The sequence below is a fragment of the Exiguobacterium sp. s141 genome, from assembly GCF_018618085.1.
Classification (GTDB): domain Bacteria; phylum Bacillota; class Bacilli; order Exiguobacteriales; family Exiguobacteriaceae; genus Exiguobacterium; species Exiguobacterium mexicanum_A.
Window position 1 is genome coordinate 146,431 of record NZ_JACSLJ010000001.1, and the last position, 26,714, is coordinate 173,144.

The 26,714-nt window shown below is 52.7% G+C and carries 29 protein-coding genes, 1 tRNA gene, 1 pseudogene and 2 riboswitches; of the genes and pseudogenes, 14 read left to right on the forward strand and 17 right to left on the reverse strand.

Annotated elements, in window-relative coordinates; all coding sequences use genetic code 11:
* Positions 1 to 6 precede the first annotated feature (6 nt).
* The 9 genes and pseudogenes from KNP74_RS00770 to KNP74_RS00810 form a co-directional block, all read right to left on the reverse strand.
* On the reverse strand, positions 7 to 741 hold the full coding sequence (locus tag KNP74_RS00770) for an energy-coupling factor transporter transmembrane component T family protein (protein ID WP_214763165.1): 735 nt from the start codon (positions 739 to 741) through the stop codon (positions 7 to 9).
* Positions 738 to 2,069: an ABC transporter ATP-binding protein gene (locus KNP74_RS00775; RefSeq protein WP_214763166.1), complete on the reverse strand. Its 1,332-nt coding sequence runs from the start codon at positions 2,067 to 2,069 to the stop codon at positions 738 to 740. Before KNP74_RS00775 ends, KNP74_RS00770 begins: the two co-directional genes overlap by 4 nt.
* A complete protein-coding gene (locus KNP74_RS00780; RefSeq protein ID WP_214763167.1) occupies positions 2,062 to 2,637 on the reverse strand; it encodes an ECF transporter S component in 576 nt (191 codons plus the stop codon). The genes KNP74_RS00775 and KNP74_RS00780 overlap by 8 nt, the downstream gene beginning before the upstream one ends.
* Positions 2,630 to 3,223: a Ykof family thiamine-binding protein gene (locus KNP74_RS00785; protein ID WP_214763168.1), complete on the reverse strand. Its 594-nt coding sequence runs from the start codon at positions 3,221 to 3,223 to the stop codon at positions 2,630 to 2,632. The genes KNP74_RS00780 and KNP74_RS00785 overlap by 8 nt, the downstream gene beginning before the upstream one ends.
* 79 nt (positions 3,224 to 3,302) lie before the next feature.
* Positions 3,303 to 3,403: riboswitch (TPP riboswitch) on the reverse strand.
* Between the two features lie 62 nt (positions 3,404 to 3,465).
* Positions 3,466 to 4,659: pseudogene (locus tag KNP74_RS00790) on the reverse strand (GTP-binding protein).
* Positions 4,660 to 4,761: 102 nt separating this feature from the next.
* A complete protein-coding gene (locus KNP74_RS00795; RefSeq protein WP_034777704.1) occupies positions 4,762 to 5,025 on the reverse strand; it encodes a hypothetical protein in 264 nt (87 codons plus the stop codon).
* A 12-nt stretch (positions 5,026 to 5,037) separates the two neighbouring features.
* Entirely contained in the window at positions 5,038 to 5,919 is an 882-nt protein-coding gene (locus KNP74_RS00800) for an SMP-30/gluconolactonase/LRE family protein (protein ID WP_214707676.1), read from the reverse strand.
* Positions 5,920 to 6,091: 172 nt separating this feature from the next.
* Positions 6,092 to 7,153: a dual-specificity RNA methyltransferase RlmN gene (gene rlmN / locus KNP74_RS00805; RefSeq protein ID WP_214763169.1), complete on the reverse strand. Its 1,062-nt coding sequence runs from the start codon at positions 7,151 to 7,153 to the stop codon at positions 6,092 to 6,094.
* A 69-nt stretch (positions 7,154 to 7,222) separates the two neighbouring features.
* A complete protein-coding gene (locus tag KNP74_RS00810) occupies positions 7,223 to 8,626 on the reverse strand; it encodes an amidase family protein (protein WP_251130053.1) in 1,404 nt (467 codons plus the stop codon).
* Between the two features lie 111 nt (positions 8,627 to 8,737).
* Here KNP74_RS00810 and KNP74_RS00815 point away from each other — a divergent pair, with 111 nt between their 5' ends.
* Together KNP74_RS00815 and msrA are read left to right on the forward strand one after the other, a co-directional pair.
* Positions 8,738 to 8,899 carry a hypothetical protein gene (locus tag KNP74_RS00815; RefSeq protein WP_034777709.1) on the forward strand — a complete coding sequence of 54 codons (162 nt, stop codon included), beginning with the start codon at positions 8,738 to 8,740 and terminating at the stop codon, positions 8,897 to 8,899.
* Positions 8,900 to 8,943: 44 nt separating this feature from the next.
* Positions 8,944 to 9,044: riboswitch (SAM riboswitch) on the forward strand.
* A gap of 62 nt (positions 9,045 to 9,106) precedes the next feature.
* Positions 9,107 to 9,619: a peptide-methionine (S)-S-oxide reductase MsrA gene (gene msrA, locus KNP74_RS00820; protein ID WP_214763170.1), complete on the forward strand. Its 513-nt coding sequence runs from the start codon at positions 9,107 to 9,109 to the stop codon at positions 9,617 to 9,619.
* A 28-nt stretch (positions 9,620 to 9,647) separates the two neighbouring features.
* On the opposite strand, the gene KNP74_RS00825 is transcribed toward msrA, so the two are convergent.
* Positions 9,648 to 10,511, reverse strand: coding sequence for a GRP family sugar transporter (locus tag KNP74_RS00825; RefSeq protein ID WP_214763171.1), 864 nt, complete (start codon positions 10,509 to 10,511; stop codon positions 9,648 to 9,650).
* A gap of 133 nt (positions 10,512 to 10,644) precedes the next feature.
* Here KNP74_RS00825 and KNP74_RS00830 point away from each other — a divergent pair.
* The 3 genes from KNP74_RS00830 (at position 10,645) to KNP74_RS00840 (ending at position 11,797) form a co-directional block, all read left to right on the forward strand.
* Positions 10,645 to 10,717, forward strand: a tRNA-Ala gene (locus KNP74_RS00830).
* Positions 10,718 to 10,831: 114 nt separating this feature from the next.
* The gene (locus tag KNP74_RS00835) at positions 10,832 to 11,164 is read left to right on the forward strand and encodes a four-helix bundle copper-binding protein (protein WP_034777716.1); all 333 of its coding nucleotides are present in this window, start codon (positions 10,832 to 10,834) and stop codon (positions 11,162 to 11,164) included.
* 66 nt (positions 11,165 to 11,230) lie between these two features.
* Positions 11,231 to 11,797, forward strand: a complete 567-nt coding sequence (locus tag KNP74_RS00840) for a 3'-5' exonuclease (RefSeq protein WP_034777719.1) — start codon at positions 11,231 to 11,233, stop codon at positions 11,795 to 11,797.
* Between the two features lie 43 nt (positions 11,798 to 11,840).
* On the opposite strand, the gene KNP74_RS00845 is transcribed toward KNP74_RS00840, so the two are convergent.
* The 5 genes from KNP74_RS00845 to KNP74_RS00865 all read right to left on the reverse strand — a co-directional run bounded on the left by KNP74_RS00845 (position 11,841) and on the right by KNP74_RS00865 (position 16,470).
* Entirely contained in the window at positions 11,841 to 12,899 is a 1,059-nt protein-coding gene (locus tag KNP74_RS00845) for a bifunctional glycosyltransferase family 2/GtrA family protein (RefSeq protein WP_214763172.1), read from the reverse strand.
* A gap of 102 nt (positions 12,900 to 13,001) precedes the next feature.
* Positions 13,002 to 13,991, reverse strand: coding sequence for a sodium:calcium antiporter (locus KNP74_RS00850; RefSeq protein ID WP_214711327.1), 990 nt, complete (start codon positions 13,989 to 13,991; stop codon positions 13,002 to 13,004).
* 216 nt (positions 13,992 to 14,207) lie between these two features.
* On the reverse strand, positions 14,208 to 15,056 hold the full coding sequence (locus tag KNP74_RS00855) for an HD domain-containing protein (RefSeq protein ID WP_371816308.1): 849 nt from the start codon (positions 15,054 to 15,056) through the stop codon (positions 14,208 to 14,210).
* A 111-nt stretch (positions 15,057 to 15,167) separates the two neighbouring features.
* Positions 15,168 to 15,872 carry an SDR family NAD(P)-dependent oxidoreductase gene (locus tag KNP74_RS00860; protein ID WP_214763173.1) on the reverse strand — a complete coding sequence of 235 codons (705 nt, stop codon included), beginning with the start codon at positions 15,870 to 15,872 and terminating at the stop codon, positions 15,168 to 15,170.
* Between the two features lie 52 nt (positions 15,873 to 15,924).
* Complete coding sequence (locus tag KNP74_RS00865; RefSeq protein ID WP_214763174.1) at positions 15,925 to 16,470, reverse strand: glycerol-3-phosphate responsive antiterminator; 546 nt, start codon at positions 16,468 to 16,470, stop codon at positions 15,925 to 15,927.
* Between the two features lie 127 nt (positions 16,471 to 16,597).
* Between KNP74_RS00865 and KNP74_RS00870 the strand changes: the two genes are divergently transcribed.
* On the forward strand, positions 16,598 to 17,017 hold the full coding sequence (locus tag KNP74_RS00870) for a GNAT family N-acetyltransferase (protein ID WP_034777729.1): 420 nt from the start codon (positions 16,598 to 16,600) through the stop codon (positions 17,015 to 17,017).
* Between the two features lie 245 nt (positions 17,018 to 17,262).
* The gene (locus KNP74_RS00875) at positions 17,263 to 17,847 is read left to right on the forward strand and encodes a cation:proton antiporter (RefSeq protein WP_251130054.1); all 585 of its coding nucleotides are present in this window, start codon (positions 17,263 to 17,265) and stop codon (positions 17,845 to 17,847) included.
* 46 nt (positions 17,848 to 17,893) lie between these two features.
* On the opposite strand, the gene KNP74_RS00880 is transcribed toward KNP74_RS00875, so the two are convergent.
* Positions 17,894 to 18,523 carry a DedA family protein gene (locus KNP74_RS00880; RefSeq protein ID WP_214763175.1) on the reverse strand — a complete coding sequence of 210 codons (630 nt, stop codon included), beginning with the start codon at positions 18,521 to 18,523 and terminating at the stop codon, positions 17,894 to 17,896.
* A gap of 102 nt (positions 18,524 to 18,625) precedes the next feature.
* Here KNP74_RS00880 and KNP74_RS00885 point away from each other — a divergent pair, with 102 nt between their 5' ends.
* The 7 genes from KNP74_RS00885 to KNP74_RS00915 all read left to right on the forward strand — a co-directional run bounded on the left by KNP74_RS00885 (position 18,626) and on the right by KNP74_RS00915 (position 25,682).
* Positions 18,626 to 19,183 (forward strand): DNA-3-methyladenine glycosylase I, encoded by a 558-nt coding sequence (locus KNP74_RS00885; protein ID WP_214763176.1) that lies wholly within the window; start codon positions 18,626 to 18,628, stop codon positions 19,181 to 19,183.
* 123 nt (positions 19,184 to 19,306) lie between these two features.
* Entirely contained in the window at positions 19,307 to 20,794 is a 1,488-nt protein-coding gene (gene putP / locus KNP74_RS00890; RefSeq protein WP_214763177.1) for a sodium/proline symporter PutP, read from the forward strand.
* 125 nt (positions 20,795 to 20,919) lie between these two features.
* The gene (locus KNP74_RS00895; RefSeq protein ID WP_214763178.1) at positions 20,920 to 22,068 is read left to right on the forward strand and encodes a CapA family protein; all 1,149 of its coding nucleotides are present in this window, start codon (positions 20,920 to 20,922) and stop codon (positions 22,066 to 22,068) included.
* A 126-nt stretch (positions 22,069 to 22,194) separates the two neighbouring features.
* Entirely contained in the window at positions 22,195 to 23,406 is a 1,212-nt protein-coding gene (locus KNP74_RS00900) for an argininosuccinate synthase (protein WP_214763179.1), read from the forward strand.
* The gene (gene argH, locus KNP74_RS00905) at positions 23,399 to 24,781 is read left to right on the forward strand and encodes an argininosuccinate lyase (RefSeq protein ID WP_034777740.1); all 1,383 of its coding nucleotides are present in this window, start codon (positions 23,399 to 23,401) and stop codon (positions 24,779 to 24,781) included. Before KNP74_RS00900 ends, argH begins: the two co-directional genes overlap by 8 nt.
* 112 nt (positions 24,782 to 24,893) lie before the next feature.
* On the forward strand, positions 24,894 to 25,424 hold the full coding sequence (locus KNP74_RS00910) for a biotin transporter BioY (protein WP_034777741.1): 531 nt from the start codon (positions 24,894 to 24,896) through the stop codon (positions 25,422 to 25,424).
* 63 nt (positions 25,425 to 25,487) lie between these two features.
* Complete coding sequence (locus tag KNP74_RS00915; RefSeq protein WP_138859357.1) at positions 25,488 to 25,682, forward strand: hypothetical protein; 195 nt, start codon at positions 25,488 to 25,490, stop codon at positions 25,680 to 25,682.
* Between the two features lie 135 nt (positions 25,683 to 25,817).
* Here the strand turns inward: KNP74_RS00915 and KNP74_RS00920 are convergent, their stop codons facing one another.
* Complete coding sequence (locus KNP74_RS00920; RefSeq protein ID WP_214763180.1) at positions 25,818 to 26,666, reverse strand: sulfite exporter TauE/SafE family protein; 849 nt, start codon at positions 26,664 to 26,666, stop codon at positions 25,818 to 25,820.
* Positions 26,667 to 26,714: the final 48 nt, after the last annotated feature.

Consider the following 26,714-nt stretch of genomic DNA (forward strand, 5'->3'; position numbering starts at 1 on the left):
TTTCGTTTATATGCCAATCCATACGCTCACTCCAAACAATAGGAGCAAAAGCGACGCCAACAGAAAGTCGTTCCTGGTGACGGGCACAACCTCGTACGTCGCTCGAGGTTCCCCCGTAAACCCACGTGCTTCCATCGAGAACGCGATTCGTTCCGCTTGGCGGATCGATCCAGCAAGAAGCGGAACGATTAATTTGGGGACGTGGCGGATGTGATCGAGTCTCGTCTCCAAACGTACGCCTCGTAGCGCATGCGTTTCATATAGTTGCATCAGTTCTTTTTTTAGAATCGGAAAGAAACGAAAACCGACGAAGACACTATATGCGATTTTTGGTGACAGCTTTCCTTGTTGCATCAAACTGTAGACGAACCGTTTCGGGTCCGTCGTCAGCGTGAACAGAAGCGACAAGGCTGTGAATGCCAACACACGCAAGGAGAGCGTCGCTGCTAGCATCACATTCTCGTCGGTCACATCATTGCCAAACAGCTTGAACACGACATCTCCGCTTGATTGCTTTCCAAAGACGAGCGTCGTCCACAATGTCCCGAGCGCGGTCAATAAAAATGGGATCATGTACAACCCCCATCTTCTCCAGCTCACAGCAGAGAATAGCGTTTGAAGTGTAACTGTACCGAGAAAAACAGCAAGCGGAGTCCAAGGGTTATACATGAAGGCGAGACCGAACATGAGACATGCCACGGTCAGAAATTTAATCGTCGGGTTCATCTCATGAAATGTCATCGCGATTCCTCCATCAATAAGCCGTGGGTGCGTAGTAATTCTTTTTCATCCCAGAGTGAAGCGTCATATGGCCCACTCAAGTCGCCGTCACACATCAAATAATATGTGTTCGCAATCCGCGCGAAGCTGAGGTCGTGCGTCACAAACAAAATCGTCTGGCCGGATCGTGTTCGTTCGACCATTAAGTCATATAGCGCACGAAGCGATACCTCGTCTTGTCCGGCAGTCGGTTCATCAAACGCAATCAGTTGTTTATTAGACAGCATCATCACTCCGATGGCGAGCCTTCGTTTTTGACCGTGACTAAGGGAGAGTGGATGGTGGTCACGCACTGATTCGAGCCCGAGCCGCGTTAAGACGTCCTCAATCGGGCGATTATGGCCATATGCGAGTTCTCGGGTCACATCATTCGTAACGAATAGATGCGCCGGTGATTGCGGGACGAGGCCGACTTCACGATGTTTCCGGGCTAGGCTTCGCAGCCATGTCGACTTTCCGCTACCATTTCGACCGAGCACCGCAATGAGATCACCCTCAGCGACCTTTAACTCGCTCGCTGCTAATTGAAATGTTTTTCGTTTTAATTCCGGTATGTGAAATAACATTTCCTTTCCTCGTTCAACTTTAATTGGAGAGAACGCATAATCTGGTCGGACGATGAACGGTCCATCATAGTCGATGCGCCCACTCACGAGCTTTATTTGTCGGTTAAAAAAATCACCCCATATGTATGGCCGATGCTCGATGACGACAACGTTTACGGTCTGTGCGACGCCGTCGAGCCAACGAACGAAATGATGGGCGGTCTCAGGATCGAGGTGAGCGAGCGGCTCATCGAGGAGGAGCCACTCGGGACGGCCAATCAAGGCACAAGCGACGGCAATTTGCTGCTTCTCACCCCCCGATAGGTCATGAATGGTACGGTGACGATAATCGGTCAAATGCAACGCCTCTAACATTGTGGTGACACGGGCCATCATCTCGTCTCTCGCGACGGCAAAGTTTTCGAGCGTGAAAATCAATTCTTCTTCGACCGTCTGCATGACGAACTGACTGTCCGGGTCCTGAAAGACCGTTCCGACGCGCCGGTTCACTTCGCCAGCTTCATACGTATCATAAGAGCGATCGAACAAGTGCAATCTGCCCGTCACGATGCCATCACAATTGTCCGGATAGAGACGATTCATCAAAGCGAGCAATGTTGATTTTCCCGACCCACTTGCCCCTGTAATGACCGTTCTCCCTTTTGTTAGACGTAGTGTGATATCCGTCAAGACATCGCATTTCTTGTTCGGATAACGAAATGTCAGATGTTCTGCCTCAACCATGCATACGGTCCTGTCGCGCGAGAGCATACCCATCAAGCGCGCCCGTCCGAAGCAACAAGTCGCTCAAAATCTTACCGCCCAGACCAGCAATCAACATCCCGCTCGTTGCGCGTAGTGCGAACATCGTAGCCACATATGTCGGACTGAGGGCATTGAGCCCTCCCATGACGTACGTATATGCGAAACTCGTCACAGCTGCACCGAATCCAGCCAGCATGAGCACCCAAAGGTCATATCGTTTGTAGCCCGTGACCGCGAATGCCGATTCAGCACCAAGTCCTTGAATGATTCCGACTAAAATAATACGAGGTCCAATCGCGTTACCAATCATCATTTCAATCGTCGCCGCGAGCACTTCGGACAAGAATGCTGCGCCAGGTCTGCGGATGATATAAGCCGCAATTATCGAAACGATGAACCAAATCCCAAAAATCCATTCGTATGCGATTGGTCCAATCAAGCCTGCCCACAAGTTCCCAGCATGGACGAACGCCAAATAGACCACCGCGAACACGACCGATAAAATCGACAACAAGACGATCTCTTTTAACTTCCACGATTTAAGCATCCATACGTCCCTCGTGTGACGGACTGTTCACGCTGAACGTCACCGTCATGACGACGTGGCTTGTCTTCTGTCGGACGCGATCAAACGTCGCCTCATAGAAAGCGAACACCGGCTCGATGTCCCCATGTATACCTGAGGCGTAATGCATCGAGTCATTGAAGACACCTCGCTCTTTCGCAAAAGCGATTTCTTCGTAGATGATGTCCATATAGTCGTCATCACCGAGCGGATAGAGCGCGAACTGTGAGGAGACATATTGCGGACCGACGGGACCATTAAGCGGTTCGCTCGACACAACGAGCACTTCATCTCCGGCTGTATCCCCTGGACACCCGACCGAGAACGTCCCGCTCATCGACACATGTTCCCCTGTCTTTGTCGCGTGTGACAGCACGGCCTTAGCCACATCGAATACATGCTCACTTCGTCCACGGATGACCGTCGACACGTCATCGGTATGTCGCCAGACGTTTTGCAAATCCGTCTCCTTCAACGCCCCTTTGATGATGCTCACGAAATCAGTCGTCATCGGGCTCAGTGTAAAGCGGAACCCGACGATCGGGCTCGTTCCACATTGTTTGTTCATGTTCTATTCCCCCTTATTATGTGTACACAAAAAAGCCGCATCCATGAGAATGCGGCCACTCGTCCAATTTTAATCCATTAGAAAAAGTGCCACACTTCCTCACGCCGGTATTACCCGGATCGAGTCATAAGGGATTGGAGCCATGCTCACATCTCAGCCGAAGCACCCCTAGTGTAGTCCAATGTATGCGGTTGTTCATGCAAGAATCAGTATAGACGACCGCTTTCATTTTGTAAACGGTCTTATGAGAACGTGACGACCTCGTTCCCCGGAAGTGTGTCCCGGAGCGTCGACCAATCCAGCGTCATCTCCTCATCTGTCAGCAGACAGTGATCGAGCTCTTGTTCGATGATGGCTCGATCCATCCGCTGCCCGATCAAGACGAGCTCCGTCTGTCGGTCCCCGTACGGTTCGACATAGTCGGCGGCGAGTTCCGGTTCGGCCGCGAACATGTGACGACGCTCATCTTCCGGAAGCGTCGCGAGCCAGCGCCCGGCATGTTCGAGCGTCGAGGCCTAGCCCGCTTGTGAAAACAGACAGGCGAGGTCGTTCCGGGAAGCAATCCATAAGAACCCTTTCGCGCGGACGATTTCTTCCGGAAACGCCTCGATCCAGGCATGGAGACGCTCCGGGTGGAACGGCCGACGCCGACGATAGACGAATGAACTGATGCCGTATTCTTCCGTCTCCGGCGTGTGCACATCTGTCTCAAGTTCTTGAATCCACCCGGCCGCATGCATCGCCTGTTCGAAATCGAACAAATTGACATCCAACAGCTCGGTCAATTCCACGTTCGCATGGACAGACGTCAACAGCTTCGCGGTCGGGTTGAGCGCCTTCAACAGTCCGGTCATCTCGCCGAGTTCGGTCTCGTTCACGCGATCCGCCTTGTTCAAGACGATGATATCGGCGAATTCGACTTGGTCGACGAGCAGGTCGACGACTTCGCGGACGTCTGTCGCCTCAATCGCCTGCTTGCGTTCATGGAGCGACTCGCCTGAGTTGAAATCTTTTAAGAACCGAAACGCATCGACGACGCTCACCATCGCATCGATATAGACTCGGCTCGTCAAATCGATGCCGAGGGCGTCATCGGCATATGTAAACGTTTGGGCGACCGGGATCGGCTCTGAGATATCGGACGACTCGATGATGATTCCGTCGAGGTCCCGGTCGTTCGCAAGCTCTGCTACCGCCTCGAGCAGGTCCTCACGGAGCGTGCAACAGATGCAGCCGTTCGATAGTTCGACCAACTTTTCGTCCGTCCTTGAAAAACCGCCCTGTTCAATCAATCGCTCATCGATATTCAACTCGCTCATGTCGTTGACGATGACGGCGTATTTCTTGCCCGTCCGATTGTTCAATATGTGGTTCAATAGTGTCGTCTTACCGCTTCCTAAATAACCGGACAGCACGGTGATCGGGATTCGTCTCATTCTACCCACTCCTAAATCGTAATGATTACTTTTTAGATAATGACGGGTCGGTGACGTCTTGTCAAGAAAAAAACACGCCCGTTTCCGGACGTGTTCTCCTGCCTATTCTTCTAACGCCTTGCGTTCGGCCTCTGAGCGTGGATAGGCGTTCGCCTGCCACTCGGCTCGATAAATCGAGTCGAGCTGGGTCAGACCGACCTCATCCGCGTCCTTATCGGCATCCACACTCGGCGTCTCATCCCACCGCGGATTCAAATACGTATGATCGTCTTCCCGGTTCGCTTCCAACAGCTTTTGAATCCCGACCCGGGCGACCGCCGCGAGCGCCAAACCGATTCCCGCACGAACGAGCAATCGTTTTACCATCTTCGTACCTCCTTATCGACCAAACCGATAGAGCGGCATCCCTTTCACATCTGTATCAATTTTAAAGACCGAACCTGCGTCCGGATGGGCCTCGAGCGCCGCGTCATCCATTCCTTCGCGCGCCGTCGTGATGGCAAGTTGTTTCAAGTCATCACCGACGAAACAGCATGACGTGACGTTCGGGGCCGGCACGAGCACCTCGAGCACTTTTTCACCCGTCTTCGGGTTCCAGCGCGAGACGCGTCCGCCCGCAAAGTGGGCAATCCATAAAAAGCCGTCTTCATCGGATGTCATACCGTCCGGGAATCCTTCCTCATCTTTGAAATCGATGACGACTTCCCCATCCCCGAGTGTTCCTGTTTTCAAGTCGAACGGGTATTTGCGGACCGTCTCGGTCGGTGTATCGATATGGTAGAACGTCGAGTGGTCCGGAGACCATGTCAGACCGTTCGATAGCGTCAATTCACTGAGCATGATCTCGGTCGTGCCGTCACGGTTCAAGCGATAGAGCGTCGCCTCGTTCTCCTCGTCGTTGAGATGAAGCGTCCCTGCAAAGATTCGTCCGTACGGGTCGGCCTTTCCGTCGTTGAAGCGAAGATCACCTTCCGGGTCATCGAGTTCGACGAGTTTATCGAGTCGCTTCGATCCCTCGTCCCATTCATAGATGCCGTCTTTCAAGCCGACGACGACGCCGTCTGTCACTTTCGGGACCGCAAACCCGATCTGTTGTCCCATATCGAACGATGACAGCTCATCTTCCTTTTCGTCGTACCACCAAAGTGTGTGTCCTTCGATGTCGACCCAATAGAACCGTTTCAGTTCAGCATCCCAACACGGGCCTTCCCCAAGTGTATTTCTGACTCGAATCCATAACGCAGCGTTTACTGTCTCCATTGAATTGCCTCCACTCTCTACATTGATTTCAACTGACTATTCCCTGAGCGGACGAGGTCTATTCAAGATTTTTCAAAATCGTTCCGCAGAGTTGGGGGCGATGTCCGTTTTTTCCTTCGTCGGAGCGGCTGTACGAAAAAACTCCTTGAATCATTCGATTCAAGGAGTCCACTTATTTCGCACCTTCGACGTTCATATGTTTACTGCGCAACTGGCCGCATGCCGCATCGATGTCAGTCCCGTGCTCAAGGCGGACACCGGTGTTGATGCCACGCTTCTTCAAGACATCATAGAACGCCATGATGTCCTCCGAGGTACTGCGCTCGTATTGGATATGCTCGTTGACCGGGTTATACGGGATCAAGTTGACGTACGACTTGTCCTTGATATCGTCGATGAGGTCCGCCAATTCCTCAGCGTGCTCCGGCAAATCGTTCACTTTCGACAGGAGAATATATTCGAACGTGATTCGTTTGTTCGTCTTCTCGACGTAATACCGGATGGCCGGCATGAGCTTGTCGAGCGGGAACGCCCGGTTGATTTTCATGATTTGCGTCCGTAGCGCGTCGTTAGGCGCATGGAGCGACAGCGCCAAGTTGATGCGCAAATCGAGGTCCGCGAACTTGTAAATCTTGTCGGCAAGTCCGCTCGTCGAGACGTTGATTTTACGCGGGGCGATCGCGAGACCGCGCTCGTCCTTGACGACACGCAGGAAGTCGACCAAGTTGTCAAAGTTATCGAACGGTTCGCCGATTCCCATGACGACGATATGGCTGACCCGGGCCCCTTCGCCGACTTCGTCCAAGTAGTGTTGCACGGTCATAATTTGTTCGACGACTTCGCCCGCCGTCAAATCACGTGTCTTCTTCAAGAGACCGCTCGCACAGAAGCTGCAGCCGATATTGCACCCGACCTGCGTTGTCACACAGACCGAACGGCCGTACTTATGTCGCATGAGCACAGTCTCGATATAGTGCCCGTCGTGTAGTTTAAGTAAAAATTTGACCGTCCCGTCGCCCGCCTCTTGTTTGACGAACAGGTCTTGCGTCGAGATGACGTATTCGGCGGCGAGCGCCTCACGCACCTCGGCCCGTACCGAGATGTCCTCGATTTGTTTCACTCGGTCGATGTAGAGCGAGTCCCAGATTTGTCTCGCATGGAAGGCGCTGTATCCCCAAGAGACACACGCTTCTGTCAGCTGATCGAACGTCAGCCCGTATATAGATGGTTTCATTGCTATCTGTCCTTTCTTCAATCCGCATACGTACCATTGTAGCGGACGTGGACGACGGGTGCAACGTTCTTATAACGGTGGAACGGGACGCGAAATATGTCGCTCGAACGCATACGCCAGACGGATCAAGTCACGTTCGGCATAACTCGTCCCGGTGAACGATAGGCCGAACGGTGCCCCACTCGCTTTCAAGCGATATGGGATCGTGATGGTCGGATGCCCGGCTTTTGCCGCCATGTCATAGTTCAAATCGTGAGGCAAGACGAGCGCGTGCAACTGTTGTTCGTTTAATAGGCGGTCGAGTCCGTCCGTCTTGGCGTCACGCACGTCATCGAGCCGGCGCGTCAAATAGGCCGCCTCGATGAGACGTCCCGACAATCTTTCCGCCTTTTCGAACGTCTTTTGTCCGTGCGGGATCGTCTCAGGATGTCTGTTGTTCCAGTCCATCAAATCAGACAACGTCTCGTATGGGAGTGTCGTCGTGGCCAGGTACGCCTCGATCCCGAGTTTGAACTCGTGGTACAAAATATCGCCTTGGTCGAGCGTATCATGGGCGGGCAGCTCGACTTCGACAAGGTCGATGCCGCTCTGTTTCAACAGCTCGGTCGCCTCACCGTATAATGCTTGTTCTTCTGCTAATAAATCAGCTTTGACGATCCCGACACGCATCCCGACCGCTTGGCGCTCGTCGAGGCACGTCCGATACGGCGGACCGGCCGGGAGGTTGAGTGTCGCCGGGTCCGCCGGGTCTTCCCCTACCATCACCTCAAGTGCCCTTACCGCGTCTTCGAGCGTTCGTGCCATCGGTCCCGCCGTGTCTTGCGACCGCGAGATCGGGATGATGCCACTCCGACTGATGAGGCCGACGGTCGGTTTGATGCCGACGATGCCATTGTGCACGCTCGGATGGATGATGGAGCCGCTCGTCTCGCTACCGACAGCGAGCAGTGTCAGGTTCGCTGCAACCGCAGAGGCCGAACCTGAGCTCGAACCTCCGACATCGAGCTTATCCCCATATGGATTGAGCGTCTGCCCACCGACACCGCTCCAGCCGTTCGGCATGCCCTCGGTCAAAAAGTTGGCCCATTCGGACAAGTTCGCTTTCCCGAGGATGATGGCCCCGCTCGCTCGCAGGTTTTGGACGAGATTGGCGTCCCGGCCTGCGAAGTGATGCGCGAGGACGACGGCCCCGGCCGTCGTCTTCATGAGTCCGGCTGTCTCGACATTGTCTTTGATCAGCACCGGGATGCCGAGTAGCGGCAAGCGTAGCCCGCGACGAAATGCCCGGTCAGCCGACTCTGCCTCGAACAAGGCGTCCGGGTTCACTTGAATGACCGCCTTCAGTTTGTCGTTAAACTGGGCGATCCGGGTCAAATAATAGGCCGTCACGTCACGCGCCGTAATTGTTCCTTCTTTATATCCGCGATGGGCGGTTTCGATATCGAGTTCCATAAAATCAAATGTGTCAGTCATATTGATTCCTCCTTTGGTCACTCGATGGTATTCGCTATCGCCACATGATTTCCTGTTTTCGTTCGCCAACGAATGTGTAACTTGGTACACTGAAAGAAAAAGGAGGTTACTATGAACCGTTCGTACGTACTCGTCTTATTGTCCGTCTTTGCCTTGTTCTTCTTACAGTTATATGCCGGGGACGCCCCGTATACGTTACCGCTCTCCATCGTGCTCGTCATCCTGATTCTCGGTGCCACCTTGCTCCAACTACGGCGCAAGCCAAACCGTTGACGCCGCTTCAAATCTGATGGTATGATGCTGTCACCAACTACATATCGATATCTTGAGTGAACGAGAGACCTGGCTCTATGACTTCACAGCAACCTGCTACGGCAAGGTGCTACTACCAGCAAGGTGATTGCCTTGGCCGATATGACAGAGCGCTCATGTCGATGACATGGGCGCTTTTTTTGGAATGAAGATGAGGGGGACAAGATAATGGAGAAAGCAACATTCGCAGGCGGCTGCTTTTGGTGCATGGTGACACCGTTCGAGGAACAGCCCGGCATCGAGTCGATCGTATCAGGTTATACGGGAGGTCACGTCGACGATCCGACGTATGAGCAAGTGAAGACAGGGACGACAGGACACTATGAGGTCGTCGAGATCACGTTCGACCCGACGCTGTTCGCATACGAGCGCCTGCTCGAACTGTATTGGATTCAGACCGATCCGACCGATGACGGCGGTCAATTCCAAGACCGAGGCAGTCAATATGCGCCGGCCATCTTCTATCATACAGAAGAACAACGCGTGCAGGCAGAACAGAGTCGCGACGCGCTCGCGGCGAGCGGACGTTTCAAACAGCCGATCGTCACGAAGATTTTACCGGCCGACACGTTCTATCCGGCCGAGGAGTACCATCAAGACTTCCATAAAAAAAATCCGGCCCACTATAAAGAGGACCGGAAAAAATCTGGGCGTGACGCATTCATTGAACAAGCCTGGTAAGCGAAAGACGGGTCGTCTGACCCGTCTTTTAGCTTTTGGCGATTCCGAGCATGAATCCGGCCACGACGATGAGGCCGATACCCATAAAGACGAAGACACGTTCTTTCGTCGTCTTCTCTTCTTTCAATAGATAGATTCCGCCGAGCGTCGCCACGACGACGTTCAATTGCGACAAGGCGAACGAGGTCGCGATCCCGACTTCACCGCTCGACACGAACAGCCCGAAGTTCCCGATCCCCCAGGCGAGACCGGCCATGATGTTTTTGAACGTCTTCGGATCGAACTTCTTCACGTCTTTCTCACGCAGGCTGAACAACAGCGCCGCGACGAACATCCCCACCGACTGTGGCAAGATGGCCGTAATCCCGTCGACTTCGAAATAGTTCGTCAGGACGGCGTACGTCACGTAACCGATACTCGACACGAGCAGAACGAGCAATCCTTTCTTCAAGGCGCCGCTACTGTCTCCGTCTTTGTTCTGCTGATACGACGTCAACGCAGCCCCAATCACGATGAGAACGAGCGCCGAAAATCCGAGCCATAGTTCGGTCGTCGTTTTCCAGTCTCCGAGGACGATGACACCGAACAACGATGTACCGAGAAGCTGCATGCCGGTGCTGATTGGCATCGCCTTCGATACACTTAAAATTTGAAACGATTGGAACTGTAAATATTGTCCGAGTGCCCAGAATGCGCCGGAGATGAAGCCGGTCACGATTGCAAGCGTCGTGAACCCGGGATTGAACACGAGTGCGATGATGACCGCCATCACCATCGCCCCGATTGTCGTCCCGATCAACTGTTGAATCGGCTTCCCACCGACCTTTGAGACGATGAGCGGGATACTCCCCCACATCAAGGCAGGTAAGAGTGCGAGTAAAATCATTTCCATACATGACACCTGCTTTCGTAATATAACATCATTTGTGATTTTCCCACGTTCAGTGCTGATTAAACTTTGTTCAAAAAAATTAAAAATAGCCATTGCCAAATGTTTTACTAGGATGATATAATAATTTTCGAACGGGGCATTAGCTCAGCTGGGAGAGCGCCACGCTGGCAGCGTGGAGGTCAGCGGTTCGAGCCCGCTATGCTCCATTATTGAAGTCACCACTCATTTGAGGGGTGACTTTTTTGCGTCGCCGCCCGGTTTAACTCATCCGCTAGCGGGTAATGATTGTAAGACATCATTATTCCAAAGGGGGACTTATCATGGACCGAGCCTCTGTCGAAGAGACCATTTTAGCCGTCATCGACTGTATGCGGGCAAGCAATCATTGTTTCTCAAAATGCTTACAAGAAGAAGACTTGTTGATGGTCGCCGAGTGTATCCGGCTGACGAAAGAATGTTCGGAAGTGTGTGCACTCGCCCTGAACGCGCTCGAGACCGATTCGGCTTTCACCAAACCGATTGGTGCACTCTGCGCCCAGGTGTGTGACACGTGCGCCGTCGAATGTGGCCGCCACTTGCACGACCATTGCCAACGCTGTGCCGAAGCATGTCTCCGCTGTGCCGAAGCATGCCGCAACCTCGTGGCCGCATAATCGCTTTTTAGTCTAACGATATGTTAGACTTTTTTTATACTTGTTTTTACGAGAAAGGGATCAATTATGCCACATTCAATTCTTGCCATCGACGTCGAGACGGCGAACCGCGATAGTCGCAGCATCTGCTCTGTCGGCTGGAGCCTGCTCGTCGACGGTGAAATCATCGAAACGAACCAACTGCTCGTCAATCCGGAGGAAGACTTCGATGCCGGCAATATCCGGGTCCATGGCATCCGGCCGAGCGATGTCTGGGACGCCCCAGCGTTACCCGAGGTGCTCGAACAGCTCTATCCGACGCTGCGGGATGTCGACCTCGTCATGGCACACAACGCATCGTTCGATATGGGCGCGTTCAAGAAAGCGATCGCCAAATACGATTTATATACGTTTCCGACGATCGAGTACGGCTGTACCGTCAAGTTGTCGAGAAAACTGTATCCAGGTCTGCCGAATCACAAGCTGAACACGATGGCGGAATATTTGAACGTCCCGTTCATGCATCACGATGCGGCTGAAGATGCTCGCGTCTGTGCCCTGCTCATGCGCGACATGATGCAGAAGACCGGGATCCATGATCCGCGTGAACTGCACCGGTACACATCGGTCAAACTCGGAAAACTCGCTTATTGAACGATATGCATGCCAGACAGGCCAAGACACACGTCTTGGCCTGTTAGCGTTTAAAGATCCATTTTTTCTGGACATAATAACTGACGACGAACAAGAAGCTGTCGACGAACACTTTGATCCACACCTCACCGTCGCGGATGACATAGAACAGCGCATAGACGAGACCGGCCGACAGCGCCATCTGCAATCCGACGAGACCGAAGTATTTCGGCATCGCCCGCTTCGCCTTCGAATGGAACACAATTTTCCGATTGACGAAATAATTGAACAGCGATGACAGGATACGGGCCACGACCGTCGCAATCAAGACGTGCGTCGTCTCGAACCACGGATTCAACAAATAGACGAACAAGGCATAGAACCCGATGTCTAACAGAAATGATGCGACCGATGATAATGAATAGGCCAAAAACATGCGATAGATAAGAATCGAGTCGATCACCGGCCGGAAATGGGACGAGGCGTTTTCTGCCACATAGACGGTTTGAATTGGTGTCTGATGAATCGGGACTTGCAATCGTTTCGTGAACGTCAACATGTTCATCTCGAACTCATAACGGTTCCCCGGCACATCAAGCAATTGTTCCGCATACCGCAGCGGAATCGCCCGAAGGCCGGTCTGGGTGTCCTTCAGACGAAGACCGCTGCCGAGCAACATGACGCCGCGCGTCATCTGATTTCCGAATCGGCTCCGGAACGGGATATCGGACCCTGAAAAGTCGCGGCAGCCCATAATCAAATGATGAGGCCAACGTATGCCTTCTTCATACAGCTTCAAGACATCAGTCGGCAGATGTTGCCCATCCGCATCGACCGTGATGACCCCGTTCGTTCTAGGGAAATGCTGAACGACATGTCGAATCCCGGTTTTCAACGCCGCACCCTTCCCTTGATTCCGGGTATGCTCGAGCACCGTGACCCATTTTCCGACCTCGTCAAAAATCGGACGGGACGTCTCGGCACTCCCATCGTTCACGACGAACAGATGGACGAACCCTTCTTCTTTCAACTCCCGGACCAGTGTGACGAGCGCTTGATCGGGGTTATATGCTGGGATTAATATGACGTAATCATCAAGACGTTCCACGGAATGCATTTGCATCGCCACCCCTCCTTCCCTCCTTCTATACCCAAGTGAGTGAAAAGTGATTCCTCGAACCGCCTCAAACAAAAAACACGATGTCCGAGGACACCGTGTGGTCGATCAACCGATGAAGATGAAGTAAGACGACGCGAAATAGACGAGGACGACGAGAACGGACGGCAAGACGTAGCGGAACTTCGACGTGACATCTTTTCGAAGGACACTGTACATGACCAAGACCGACAAGATCGTGATCCCGATCGCCGTCACCAAGTGTGACGTGGACACATCCGCCAAAATCGAACCGCCTCGGTAGAAGACGTCCGACATCGCGATGATGAGCATATTGAAGATGTTACTCCCCAAAATCGAACCGAACGCCAAGTTGACGTTACCAAGCTTCAAGGCGACGAAGACGGCGACCGCTTCTGGGAGCGACGTCGAGGCCGCGATCAAGAAACTGCCGACAAAGCTCGAACCGAGTCCGGTCACGACGGCGATTTGGTCACCTAACACTGAAAGCGCCGTTCCGGCCGCCATGATGACGAGTGCGGCGATGATGAAGCCGATGACCGCGCGCTTGATCGGAATTGAGTCGGTGACGCTGACACCGACCTCTTGCTCGACTTCCCGTTCTGTCGTAGGTTCTTTTGGACGTTGTCCGATATAGTAAATCCCAATCGCGTACAACCCTGCAATCAATAAGGCATCGATCCCGATCCCGAGAATCGTGAAGTCGATGCGGATGACGAGTGCGAGCATCGTCACGAGCGTCAACATCAAACCGAGACTCGCCGTGTAGAGGTGATCCCGACTTGCTTCGTTAAATAGACGCTTCTGACGATAATACAAGTCAAACATCGCCAAGATAAAGATGTTGAACAAGTTCGAACCGAGCATGTTCCCGATGGCGATGTCCGGGTTATTGATCATGACGGCCGATACGCTCGTCGTCACTTCCGGCAACGATGTGGCACCGGCTAGCAATACCGTCCCGACGAGCATGCCGCTCATCGTCGACTTCTCGCTGATGACGTCGGCATACGTCGATAGTTTGATGGCAGCATACACAGTGAGTGCTGCGGCCAAGATGAAGTAAATAAATACCATTTTCCTCTGTCTCCCCTTTTTTCAAAAAATCAAAAAAGACCTCTTTATGGACGCCGAAGAAGCATCCATAAAAAGGTCTCGCGGACTTGGATCAGAAGCTCGATGGACCGAGTGCGTTGCACCGTAGTGACGATCCATCGACCACATTCGTGGTCGCTACTCCCCTTCTTATGTTCACGATGAATATATCACGTTTAAGGTTACTTGACAATCATTTCACTCAAGCCACGTGACGATCTCGTCCGACTGCAATGCCATTCGATACGATAATTCATCGATTGCTTGGAGTGCCGGGAGCGACAAGCGTTCCCACAGTCCTGCTTCTTTCAATTGAGCCGACAAGGCGTCGAGCTCGGGTTGGTTGACCTCGGTCCCGTGACGATATCCTTCGCGCATCGTCTCGTTCAGCTCGAAAGCGGTCTGACAAAGCGTCGTCGTCTCTTGAAGCCACTCCTCTTCACGGAACCCATGTTTGATGACACCGAACAACTTCTCTAACTTCTCGGTCCGCCCTTCTTCGACTCCGTAAAACAACAAGTTCATTTCCGTCTCGAACGCTTCGATGAGCGTCGTCGTCTGCGCGAACGGCTTCAACGCATGGAGCAGTTCATGATAATACCAGGATTGGTCGCGGAGCGGCCGATTGAAACGGTCCCATACTTGTTTGCCGGAAGACTCGACGTCGAGACGAATCGAACGCAGATTATGTAGCTTGTCCGCGGCCAAGAGTGCGACTTCATCATACTGCATCGTCTGCACATGCTGAATCGTCATCCGTTTGCGTTCTTCCCACGACTGGTGTTTCCCCGACTCGGACACAGCCTTGACTAGACGTGTCACTTCATGTCCAAATCGTTCACTCAGTTCATCAGGTGTCGTCAACGTATCTTCGAGCAAGTCGTGGAGCAGACCCGCCACGACGACCGGGACGGGTTGGCGATCTTCGACGAGCAACATGGAGACCGCCACAGGATGGGTCAAATAAGGAATATTCGTTCCTTTTCGAAACTGTCCGTCGTGACGGACGGCCGCGAAACGGAGTGCCTCCTCGATGATTTGATGCACGACGTTTCCTCCTTCGCTAGTTTCAATGTACTCCCCATCCTATACCCGTCACTAGGCCTTTACACGCATATCGGTTGTTAAAATATAGGGTAATGGTCCCAGTTTCTTGATTCAAGCTTCGTAAATCATCTTTTTCGTCATGCCCCCATCAACGATCAAATTATGCCCATTGACGAAATCGTTTTTCTCGTCAATCAAATAAGAGACGGCGCGGACGATATCCTCCGGTGTCCCGACACGTCCTGACGGATGCTGCGCGTGATCGATATCACGAAGGGCTTCATCCGAGGTATGGATCCATCCGGGACTGACCGCATTCACCGTGATCGGTCGTTCAGCCAAAGAGACCGCCATCGACTGGGTCAACGAAACGATCCCGCCTTTTGAGGCGCCGTATGCTTCCCAGTCAGCCTCGTTCTGAAGCGCGCGGGTCGAGGCCACGTTGATGATGCGGCCGAAATCAGCCCCTTCGTTCAACGTTAAGAAAGCTTTCGAGCAAGCGAACGTCCCGACGAGGTTGACATCGATTACGCGTTTGAACGTCTCGACGTCGAGTTCAGCCATCGGTTTGACGAGTGAGGATACGCCACCGTTATTGATAAGCACATGGGCGGTACCGACTTCTTGATGAATTGTTTTGAATACGCGGTTCACATCCTCATGATCCCCCAGATCCATCTGATGGAACGTCACTCCTTCAAGTTGTGGGTCTTGCCCGATATCGAGTCCGACAACACGATATATCGTGCTAAAATGGCGGGCCAGTTCCCGCCCGATTCCTTGGCTGACACCGGTTATAATCATCGTCTGTTTCATTGTCATCCCTCCTGGACAGTAGAATACCCTGATTGCATGAAAATGAGTCCTATCAGTTCGACCAAAGTGTTTGGTCTGACGTCGTCACGACGGTCGCACCTGCCTCAAGGGCAGCCTCGATTTCTTCAGACGACGAGATCAAGCCGCCAGCGAAGACTGGAATATTTGTCGCTGCTTTCACGCACCGGATATATTTCGGGACGAGACCTGGTAATACCTCAATATAATCCGGTTGAGTGCGGTTGATGAGGCGATAACTCTTCTCGAGCGAACTCGAATCGATTAAAAATAGACGTTGCACCGTTTTAATTTGCTTTTGTTTCGCTTTTAAAATGACACTGCCTTTCGTCGAGATGATTCCATACGGTCGAAACGTCTGACACACATATTCGGTCGCATATTCATCCGCCTTCAGACCTTGAATCAAATCGAGATGGACGAACACTTGCTTGTCATGGGCCGCTAGTAACTGAAACACGGCATCAAGCCGGGCCACATGGACTTCAAGCAAGACGCCAACTTTGAATGGCCCTTTCACAAATGTCTCGAGGTCTCTCATGTCTCGGAGAGCAGGCAAAATCGTTTGACCTTCAATCATTCCCACACAACCTTTCTCCATTCCAGTTTCTCTCATTATCTGTACAACGTCATCTGGAAATCAAGGTTTACCGATTCAATATAGCGGGAAAATAATTTTAACCTATGCGCAGAGAGGGAGTAGTGACATGGTGAATGAAGTAGATGTACGGATTGAGACACCGACACCGGAGGAGCATCAACGCCTTCGCGTCAAAGCAGGCATGCCGAAGCGTTCCGACTCAGGCACGGTAAAAGGGCTCGCTAACACGTTATACGGCGTTTGTTTATATAAAGACGACACGATGGTCGGGATGGGACGTGTCGTCGGGGACGGCGGCATGGTGTTTCATCTCGTCGATATCGTCGTCGATCCCGAGTGTCAAGGCCTTGGGCTTGGTAAATTGATCATGGAACGATTGATGGATTGGATTTTACAGGAAGCAGACGAGACGGCCATCATTAGTCTGATCGCTGACATTCCGGCAGACGGCCTGTATCGCCAGTTCGGATTTGACTATTCTCGTCCCGAATCGGTCGGGATGGAATATCAATGGAGTGAAAACTGATGGTGAAGCAATCCTTCCCTTTTTTAGGGGGGACGTATGGACGTATTCAATGTAATCGTATTCCTCGGATTGGCACTTACCTTAATCTCGGTGCTCAGTTTGATTATCGAGCGGTTGTTCTTTCCTATTGACCGTTGCTCCGTTCATCATCCAAGACGAACCGATCGCTTTCACGGACATCGGGAAAGTGTTCGCCGGATTTCTGATTTTTTGGAGTGCTCCTCTTCATCGGGTCTCGTTTCGTTTTGAACCGACAGCGGTTCGTCAAACATTTGTTGCGACAAGATGATGCGAGTATCGGTTTGATTGGATTGATTCTATTTTTTCACCGGGATTGGCATGGTGTTCGGCCTGTCCGAGATCCTCGGGGCATTCATCGCCTGAATCATGCTTGCGGGCATCCACGATGTGCGGCCGTTGAAACGATTGACGGTACCCGTTCGCGACTTGTTTTTGCCGATTTTCTTCATCTCGTTCGGGATCTCCATCAATCTCGATCAAGGGTCATCGTCAATGCCCTCTTCTTCGTCCTGATCGTTTGGGGTGTATTGTCGAAGTGGATCGTCGGACGCGTCGGGGGTCGCATGTATGGCTTGACGCGGGTGCAGGCGAACGAGGCCGGCTTCTCACTCGCCCCGCGTGGCGAGTTCTCGATTTTGTTCACCGCCCTATCGAACGGAGCGATCAACTTATTTGTCGGTCTCTATATTTTCGTCTCGGCCATCGTCAGCATCGTCTTGTTCCGCTTCTCTGAGATTCTTGCTAACAAGACGGAGGAAAAACTTGAGAAAGTACTTCCCGATGAGACAAAAAATAAAGAAGATCAATGATAGAACACAAAAGGAGGACCTTCACGCGAAGGTCCTCCTTTGTTCGTCAAAATGATGATTCTTGTTTCGACTGTTTTTTCTTGCGTTTCTTGCGCCAGATTAAAAAGACAATCAGACCGACGGCCAATAACCCATAAATCGCGTACGAATACACATCTAAATATCGTAAAATCGATTCCCAATTCTCACCGACACGGATGCCGATATAAATGAGAATCGTGTTCCAAATGACCGTGCCGGCCGTACTGAGCAACAAGAATTTCAGAAACGGCATATTCGACATGCCCGCCGGTAACGAGATCAAGCTTCGGACGACGGGCATCAATCGTCCAAAGAACACCATCCAGCCCCCATATTTGTCGAACCAAGCATCCGCCCGTCGAACGTCCGCGATATCGAGTCGAATCCATTTCCCGTATTTCTTCGTCCACTTCTCAATCTGTTCGACATCAAGATAGAGACCGATGCCGTATAACAAAATGGCTCCTAAAATGGCACCGGCTGTCGCAGCGAAAATGACGAGCGGGACGTTCAAATCAGTCTTCACGGCAAAGAATCCACCGAATAAGAGCACGACCTCTGATGGAATCGGCGGGAACACATTTTCAATAAAAATCATGAACGCGATACCGAAATAACCGAACTGTTCAATGACCTGGATCATCCACTCTCTCATATCGTTCAACCTCCAATATCCCCTATTATACCCGTCACCTCACTTCAAAAACCGTCCCGACGTGCTAAAGTGAAGTACTTGAACGAAAGCGAGGAAACAATAATGACCGAACCGATACGTTGCCCTTGGTGCGGCACAGACCCCACGTACGTCCGTTATCATGACGAGGAATGGGGCAAACCCGTCCACGATGATCAGAAGCACTTCGAATGTTTGACCCTTGAGAGCGCCCAGGCGGGACTCAGTTGGATCACCATTTTACGAAAGCGCGACCATTACCGGGAAGCCTACGCCAACTTCGACGTCGAGACCGTTGCTGCGTTCGACGAGACGGATGTTGAACGGTTGCTGGCCAATCCCGGTATCGTCCGGAACCGCCGAAAAATCGAGGCGTCAATCAATAATGCCAAGCGCTTCATCGAGATTCAACAAGAGTTCGGCACGTTCGATGCCTACATCTGGTCGTTCGTCGACAATACGGTGATCAATAACCAATGGGCGGCCAATGACGCCATCCCCGCCACGACCGAACTGTCTCATCAGATCAGCAAGGATTTGAAACGGCGCGGGTTCAAATTTTTAGGACCGACGACCGTCTATGCCCATCTGCAGGCGACGGGACTCGTCAATGACCACCTGACCTCTTGCTTCGCTAAATAATTTGATTATTTGGTCAATCCTTCAATAAAATCGTGCAATTGATTTAGTTTGGTGACAAAATTTTGACATGGTGCATACCATAAACATTGAAAGCGTTTTCGTTATGATTGAGGGGGATGTTTTATGAACGGGATTTTAATATCCATCACCGTTTACATGGCGCTCATGGTACTACTCGGCGTCATCGCCTATCGGCGGACGGAGAGCATCGGCGACTATATGCTCGGAGGGCGCGGACTCGGTCCCGCCGTCGCGGCTTTGTCGGCAGGTGCTTCCGACATGAGTGGTTGGCTTTTGATGGGACTACCGGGTGCGATGTTCGCGACCGGGCTCTCGAGCGGATGGATCGTCATCGGGTTGACGATCGGCGCGTACTTGAACTGGTTGCTCGTCGCACCTCGCTTGCGGACGTACTCATATTTGTCCGAGGATGCCATCACGATTCCAGATTTTTTCGAGAAACGTTTTAAAGATTCACGCGGCACGTTGCGGACGTTCTCGGCGGCTGTGACACTCATCTTTTTCACCCTCTATGCCACGAGCGGATTCGTGGCCGGTGGTCGGTTATTCAATGCCGTCTTCGGAATCGGGTTCGGGACGGGCGTCTTGATTTTGGCATCGATTATCATCATCTATACGTTCATCGGAGGATTTTTGGCGGTCAGTTGGACGGATTTCGTTCAAGGGTTGATCATGTTGTTCGCCCTCATCCTCGTCCCGGCCATCGCCATCACGGCGACCGATGGCGTGAGCGCCGCCTTCCAGACGATCGGTGACATCGATGAGGCGCTGCTTGATCCGCTGACCGGTCAGTCACTCATCGGCATCGTCTCGCTATTCGCCTGGGGGCTCGGTTACTTCGGGCAACCGCACATCATCGTCCGTTTTATGGCCATCGAGAAGTTACAGGACATCAAGAAGGCGCGACGGATCGGCATCTCATGGATGCTGTTCACCGTCGTCGGCGCGATGGCGACCGGGCTGTTCGGACTCGCCTACTATACTCAGCGCGGGCTAGAAATCGACAATCCGGAAAATATATTCATCAATCTATCTGATTTGTTGTTCGTCGATCTCATCACCGGCGTCTTGCTTGCGGCGTTGCTCGCTGCCATCATGTCGACCATCTCGTCACAGCTCCTCGTCTCGTCGAGTGCTGCGACGACCGACTTCTATCAGAAGTTCTTCCGAAGAGACGCCGGCGACCGTGAGCTCGTCATGGTCGGCCGGATCACGGTCATCCTCGTGTCGCTCATCTCGATTTGGCTCGCGTTCGGGGCGGATGATACAATCTTGAACTTGGTCGGTTACGCCTGGGCCGGCTTCGGCTCGTCGTTCGGGCCACTCATCTTGTTCAGCCTGTTCTGGAAACGGACGACGCGACAAGGGGCGCTCGCAGGTATGCTAACCGGTGCCTTCATCGTCATCCTCTGGAAAAACTTTGCCGCCGATTGGTTCGGGACCGTCGGTGAGCTCTATGAGATGATTCCAGCGTTCTTCTTGTCGAGCCTCGCCATTTATGTCGTCAGTCTGATGACACCACCACCGAGCTCGACGATTACGAACGAGTTTGAGGAAATGGAACACATTTTGAAGACAGAACGGATTTAACGATCGAAGTGCCATGCTACTATAGCCTGGCACTTTTTCTTGTCGCCTAACAAGGAAATTGACAATCAATAGCGAATGGTACATATAGATCAATTTGTATCATAAGAAAGGAAGTGACTCGTCTCTTGAAACGAGTAATCCCGTATAAACAAGCCATATTGACCTTGCCCCTCCTCTTTCTATTCGGCTGTGCGACCGCCGAAGTCGAGACGTCTACCGAGCAAACGGAGACCCCGGCACCAGAGACCGAGGCGGAGGAGCCGGCGCCTGTTCCGGAAGAGCCAGAACCAGTCGTGACGACGACGTCGCTCTATGCGATTGGCGATATCTTGTTACACGATAGCGTATATAATGCCGCCAAGAGCGGGGACGGCTATGACTTCACTGCCGCCTTCGAACCGATCGCCCCGATTTTGACCGAGGCCGATATTGCCATCGCCAACCAAGAGAGCATGATCGGTGGCAGTGAGATCGGCTTATCGAGCTACCCGGCTTTCAACAGTCCGTATGAGGTCGGTGATGCGCTCCAAGACGCTGGCATCGACTTGGTGACGACGGCGAACAACCATACGCTCGATCGAGGTGTCACGGCCATCGAGAATTCGATTGCCCACTGGAACGAGATCGGTATGCCGTATACTGGTTCGTTCTTATCGGAAGCGGACAAAGCTGAGATTCGGACGTTGACGAAGAATGATATCTCGTTCGCGTTTCTCGCCTACACGTATGGCACGAACGGGGTCGTTCCGAAACAACCGTACCATGTCAACTACATCGATTTCGAGGCAATGAAGCCTGAGATTGAAGCGGCCGAACAAGCAGCCGACCTCACCGTCGTCTCGCTCCATTTCGGGAATGAATATGAGATACTCCCGAACGAGGCACAACAGACACTCGTCCAAGAGCTGTCTGACCTCGGGGTCGATCTCATCATCGGCCATCACCCCCACGTCCTCCAACCGGTCGCTTGGGTGGACGGCGCTGAAGGCAACCGAACGTTCGTCGCCTACTCGCTCGGCAACTTCCTGTCCGGTCAACAAGGGGACGATCGCAATACGGGTGGCATCGTCGGCATCGATGTCGTCAAGACCGTCGATGCGGATGAGACGACGTTCGAACTCGCCAATCCGATGTTCTATCCGACGTTCACCCGGCGCTCTAGTGCGGACGGACCGTTCGAGGTCGTGCCGTTACAGACGGCAAAACCCGAGTTGTTCGATGCCACGAGCCAACATATGTCGCAATGGATGCCAGAACTCGAAATTGTTCAATGAAGGATCACTTTCACAAGTGATTCTTTTTTTTTGCCAAAAAAGGTTGCTTTACATGAAATCATCCGTTAGACTAATTCGTATATTTATAAATACAGATGAATAATTATGTATAAGGGGTGTAAGGAAATGAAACAAAAACTCGTATTAGCTTATTCAGGTGGACTTGACACATCGGTCGCAATCAAATGGTTGGATGAACAGGGATATGACGTCATCGCCTGCTGTTTGAACGTGGGAGAAGGGAAAGACCTGGAGCGCATTCAACAGAAGGCACTCAAAGTCGGGGCCGTCAAATCGGTCGTCATCGATGCGGTCGATGAATTCGTCAACGATTTCGCCCGTTACTCGATGCAGGCACATACAATGTATGAAGGCGTCTATCCACTCGTCTCTGCCCTATCGCGGCCGCTCATCTCGAAGAAGCTAGTCGAGGTCGCGCAAGCCGAAGGTGCCATCGCCGTCGCTCACGGGTGTACGGGGAAAGGGAATGACCAAGTCCGGTTCGAGGTGTCAATTCATGCGCTCGACCCGTCGCTTGAAATCATCGCGCCGGTCCGGGAGTGGAAATGGTCACGGGAAGAAGAAATCGCCTATGCGGCCGAGCACGGTATCCCGATTCCGATCGTCCAAGAAGAGCCGTTCTCGATCGACCAAAACATTTGGGGCCGGGCCGTCGAATGCGGCATTCTTGAGGACCCATGGGCCGCTCCACCGGCGAGCGCTTATGAATTGACGGCACACCTCGAAGACACTCCAAACGAACCGACTTATGTCGAAATCGAGTTCAACGCCGGCGTACCAGTCGCCATCAATGGACAAGCAGCGACGTTCACAGCCATTCTCGAGCAGTTGAATATCGTCGCCGGGGCTCACGGTATCGGGAAAATCGACCATATCGAAAACCGGGTCGTCGGAATCAAATCGCGGGAAGTGTACGAAGCACCGGGTGCGATGACGCTCATCACGGCACACCAAGCGCTCGAGGCGCTCACGCTCGTCCGGGAAGTCGCCCACTTCAAACCGATCGTCGAACAGAAATTGACGGAGACGATCTACAACGGTCTCTGGTACTCGCCACTGACGAAAGCACTTCTCGCCTTCATCGATGAGACACAACAAACCGTGACCGGTACGGTCCGGATGAAACTGTTCAAAGGTCAAGCCATCGTCGACGGACGGAAGTCGCCGATCTCGCTCTATGACGAACATCTCGCGACGTACACGTCGGCCGACACGTTCGACCAACAAGCCGCCGTCGGTTTCATCAAGTTATGGGGACTGCCGACGAAAGTGCAAGCGGAAGTGCTAGCGGAGAAAGGAACGATGGTGCATGAGTAAACTATGGGGCGGCCGGTTCGAACAGACGGCCAGTGAATGGGTCGACGAGTTCGGGGCCTCGATTCATTTCGACGCCCAGCTCGTGTTAGAAGATATTGAAGGGAGCATCGCCCACGTGACGATGCTCGGGGAACAACACATTTTGACAGCAGACGAAGTCGCGCAAATCGTCGCGGGGTTGAAGACGCTAGCCAAGAAGGCACAAGCGGACGAATTGACGTTCAACGTCTTCCATGAAGACATCCATATGAACCTCGAGGCGCTGTTGCATGAGGAAATCGGCCCGGTCGCTGGCAAGATGCACACGGCGCGGAGCCGGAACGACCAAGTCGCGACGGATATGCACCTGTATTTGAAACGCCGCGTCCTCGAGACGATTGACGGAATCGAGGCCGTGCAGACGGCACTCTATGACCACGCCGCTCAAAACGTCGAATCGATCATGCCAGGTTATACACACTTGCAACGGGCCCAGCCGGTCTCACTCGCCCATCACTTGCTCGCTTACTTCTGGATGCTCGAGCGCGACAAAGAGCGTTTCAGTGACAGCTTGAAACGGATTGACATGAGCCCGCTCGGAGCGGGTGCCCTGGCTGGGACGACATTCCCAATCGATCGTCATCGCTCGGCCGAGTTGCTCGGTTTCGCCCAAGTCTATCCGAACAGTCTGGACGCCGTCAGCGACCGTGACTTCATCTTAGAGTTCTTGTCGAATGCGTCGCTGCTCATGATGCACTTGTCACGGTTCTGCGAGGAGTTGATCCTTTGGAGCAGCGAAGAGTATCGGTTCATCACGATCTCTGACGTGTTCTCTACGGGATCGAGCATGATGCCTCAGAAGAAGAACCCGGACATGGCCGAACTCGTCCGCGGAAAGTCAGGTCGCGTCGTCGGCAATCTGATGGGACTTTTGACGATTATGAAGGGACTCCCACTCGCCTATAACAAGGACCTGCAGGAAGATAAGGAAGGCATGTTCGACACCGTCAAGACGGTTCAGGGCAGTCTCAGCATCATGGCCGGTATGATTCAAGACATGACGTTCCACACGGAAACGATGAAGCAAGCAACCGAACGCGATTTCTCGAACGCGACCGAACTCGCCGATTATTTGACGGCAAAAGGGATGCCGTTCCGTGAGGCCCATGAAGTGACGGGCACGCTCGTCCGGTATTGTATCGACCAGCGTCTGTATTTATCAGAATTACCGATCGAGACGTACCAAGCCCACTCTGAATTGATTGAAGCGGATGTGTACGAGGCACTCTCGCCGGTGACGGCCGTCAAACGCCGCAACAGTTACGGCGGGACGGGCTTTGACTCAGTTCGGATTCAACTGACAGAAGCGAAAGAGAACCTACCGACACATGCGTAAACAATGAGGACCTGGTCAATTTGCGACCAGGTCCTCATTTTTCTACTTGTCAGACGAAAAAAATGATGTTAACCTAACTTTAGTCAACGTTAACAGAAAAGGGGTTTACATATTGAAAATTCATGATTTGACACAAGTTGCCATCGGTGCCGCCTTGCTTGCGAGCATCGGCTCCATTGCCATCCCGATCGGCCCCGTTCCGATCACCCTTCAAATGCTCGGCATCATGACGGTCGCTTCCGTGCTCGGCGCCAAAAAAGGCGGTCTTGCCGTCGTCGTCTACTTATTGCTCGGCTTGATCGGTCTACCCGTCTTAAGTGGTTCGGGCGGGCTCGCCCCGTTCGTCGGTCCGACGGTCGGTTATTTGATCGCCTTCCCGATCGCTGCCTTTTTGATCGGTTGGTTATCGGAACGACATCGTACGTTCCCCGCCCTCGTCGCTTATAACATCCTAATCGGACTCGGCTTCGTCTATGTAGTCGGCAGTCTCGGTCTCCAAGCCGTGTTCGGACTAACGTTCATCGATGCACTCAAAGTGAATATCCCATTCATCCTCGGTGACTTGATTAAAGCAGTGTTAGCTGCGGGCATCGCCTACAAAGTCTCAACGAACCCGCAAATGCGCAGAACCCTCGCCTCGTGAAGGTTCAAACGTTTCATCGGATAGAAGATGTGGAACGTATATAGTATGGAAGGGGGTGTCCTGATGAGCGATTCAACGTTTAAAAAGCGCTTGATGAAAGCGACCCATATCCATCGCTCCCCGAAAGGACAGCGTCGCGGGAAAGACGAGCCGCAACGTGAAAAACTCGACACCGAGGCGTTCGAACGACGGTTGCGTGAAGCGAAGAGCAAAGTCGGAGAGATTCAAGAGAACATTGACCATATCGCCAGACGTTAACACCCTGTCCTCGGACAGGGTTTTTTGATGCGCTTCAGCACACGTTATACCGATGGTGATGTTTATATGTAGGATATATCATGCTCCGACTATCCCTATAAGTAAGACCCTCGTCATGTAGACGAGGGTCGATCATCACTTCGAACGCGGCCGGATAAACAGCGCGACAATGAACGAGAGCGCGAGGACGACGAGTAGTCCGAGCGAGATGTCGTTGAAGCCGAGCAAGTTGAGTCCGACGCTGATGGCGACAGCGACATAGAAGCCACCGAGCGCCTTTTTGACGAGTTGCGAACTGAACCGTTGCAACTGCTTCGCCCCGATCGGTGAGCCAATCATCGCCCCGGCGATGAGCGCGAGACCATGCCAATAGTTTGCATCGGCCCCGGCGACGGCATAGTTGATAACGCCCGAGACGACGATAAGGAACGCCGCGGCGATACTCGTCCCGACGGCTCGTTTCATCTCGGTATTGAGCAGTTTGACTTGAAGCGGTGTCAATACGAATCCGCCGCTAACACCCATGAGTGACGAGATGAACCCGCCGAACAACCCGATAAAACCGAGGCGTGGGACCGACTCCGAGCCGACACTTCCTTCTTCATGTTGCTTCGACCGGAAGAACGAGACGGCAAAGTACGTCAGTAGCGCGATGTAGGCGAGCGAGATGACCGGCTTCGCACCGTCGAGCGTCTCAAGGTAGAACACGAGCGGCGTCGCCACCCACGTGCCGGCGACACCGAAGGCGCCAATCATGAGGGCATGTTTCGGATTGACGTTCTTTAATTTAAGATGGGAGATTGTACCGGCCGTGGTCGATCCGAGCGTGAGCATCAGACTGAGCGCGATGGCCGCACTCGCCTCGTATCCGAAGACGAGCAGCAGCGGCGTGAGTAAGATTCCGCCCCCGATGCCGAAGAATCCGCTCAAAATCCCGATGAGCGTTCCGAGCAGTAGAAACGATAGTAATGCTGTGACATCCATGAAAAAACCTTCTTTCTTTCCTTTTCATAACTAATCATAACAAAAAAG

Bases quoted from the DNA above. Each gene is read 5' to 3' on its own strand.
- KNP74_RS00770 (WP_214763165.1), bottom strand. From the start codon at position 741: ATGACATTTCATGAGATGAACCCGACGATTAAATTTCTGACCGTGGCA.
- KNP74_RS00775 (WP_214763166.1), bottom strand. From the start codon at position 2,069: ATGGTTGAGGCAGAACATCTGACATTTCGTTATCCGAACAAGAAATGC.
- KNP74_RS00780 (WP_214763167.1), bottom strand. From the start codon at position 2,637: ATGCTTAAATCGTGGAAGTTAAAAGAGATCGTCTTGTTGTCGATTTTA.
- KNP74_RS00785 (WP_214763168.1), bottom strand. From the start codon at position 3,223: ATGAACAAACAATGTGGAACGAGCCCGATCGTCGGGTTCCGCTTTACA.
- KNP74_RS00795 (WP_034777704.1), bottom strand. From the start codon at position 5,025: ATGGTAAAACGATTGCTCGTTCGTGCGGGAATCGGTTTGGCGCTCGCG.
- KNP74_RS00800 (WP_214707676.1), bottom strand. From the start codon at position 5,919: ATGGAGACAGTAAACGCTGCGTTATGGATTCGAGTCAGAAATACACTT.
- rlmN (WP_214763169.1), bottom strand. From the start codon at position 7,153: ATGAAACCATCTATATACGGGCTGACGTTCGATCAGCTGACAGAAGCG.
- KNP74_RS00810 (WP_251130053.1), bottom strand. From the start codon at position 8,626: ATGACTGACACATTTGATTTTATGGAACTCGATATCGAAACCGCCCAT.
- KNP74_RS00815 (WP_034777709.1), top strand. From the start codon at position 8,738: ATGAACCGTTCGTACGTACTCGTCTTATTGTCCGTCTTTGCCTTGTTC.
- msrA (WP_214763170.1), top strand. From the start codon at position 9,107: ATGGAGAAAGCAACATTCGCAGGCGGCTGCTTTTGGTGCATGGTGACA.
- KNP74_RS00825 (WP_214763171.1), bottom strand. From the start codon at position 10,511: ATGGAAATGATTTTACTCGCACTCTTACCTGCCTTGATGTGGGGGAGT.
- KNP74_RS00835 (WP_034777716.1), top strand. From the start codon at position 10,832: ATGGACCGAGCCTCTGTCGAAGAGACCATTTTAGCCGTCATCGACTGT.
- KNP74_RS00840 (WP_034777719.1), top strand. From the start codon at position 11,231: ATGCCACATTCAATTCTTGCCATCGACGTCGAGACGGCGAACCGCGAT.
- KNP74_RS00845 (WP_214763172.1), bottom strand. From the start codon at position 12,899: ATGCAAATGCATTCCGTGGAACGTCTTGATGATTACGTCATATTAATC.
- KNP74_RS00850 (WP_214711327.1), bottom strand. From the start codon at position 13,991: ATGGTATTTATTTACTTCATCTTGGCCGCAGCACTCACTGTGTATGCT.
- KNP74_RS00860 (WP_214763173.1), bottom strand. From the start codon at position 15,872: ATGAAACAGACGATGATTATAACCGGTGTCAGCCAAGGAATCGGGCGG.
- KNP74_RS00865 (WP_214763174.1), bottom strand. From the start codon at position 16,470: ATGATTGAAGGTCAAACGATTTTGCCTGCTCTCCGAGACATGAGAGAC.
- KNP74_RS00870 (WP_034777729.1), top strand. From the start codon at position 16,598: ATGGTGAATGAAGTAGATGTACGGATTGAGACACCGACACCGGAGGAG.
- KNP74_RS00880 (WP_214763175.1), bottom strand. From the start codon at position 18,523: ATGAGAGAGTGGATGATCCAGGTCATTGAACAGTTCGGTTATTTCGGT.
- KNP74_RS00885 (WP_214763176.1), top strand. From the start codon at position 18,626: ATGACCGAACCGATACGTTGCCCTTGGTGCGGCACAGACCCCACGTAC.
- putP (WP_214763177.1), top strand. From the start codon at position 19,307: ATGAACGGGATTTTAATATCCATCACCGTTTACATGGCGCTCATGGTA.
- KNP74_RS00900 (WP_214763179.1), top strand. From the start codon at position 22,195: ATGAAACAAAAACTCGTATTAGCTTATTCAGGTGGACTTGACACATCG.
- argH (WP_034777740.1), top strand. From the start codon at position 23,399: ATGAGTAAACTATGGGGCGGCCGGTTCGAACAGACGGCCAGTGAATGG.
- KNP74_RS00915 (WP_138859357.1), top strand. From the start codon at position 25,488: ATGAGCGATTCAACGTTTAAAAAGCGCTTGATGAAAGCGACCCATATC.
- KNP74_RS00920 (WP_214763180.1), bottom strand. From the start codon at position 26,666: ATGGATGTCACAGCATTACTATCGTTTCTACTGCTCGGAACGCTCATC.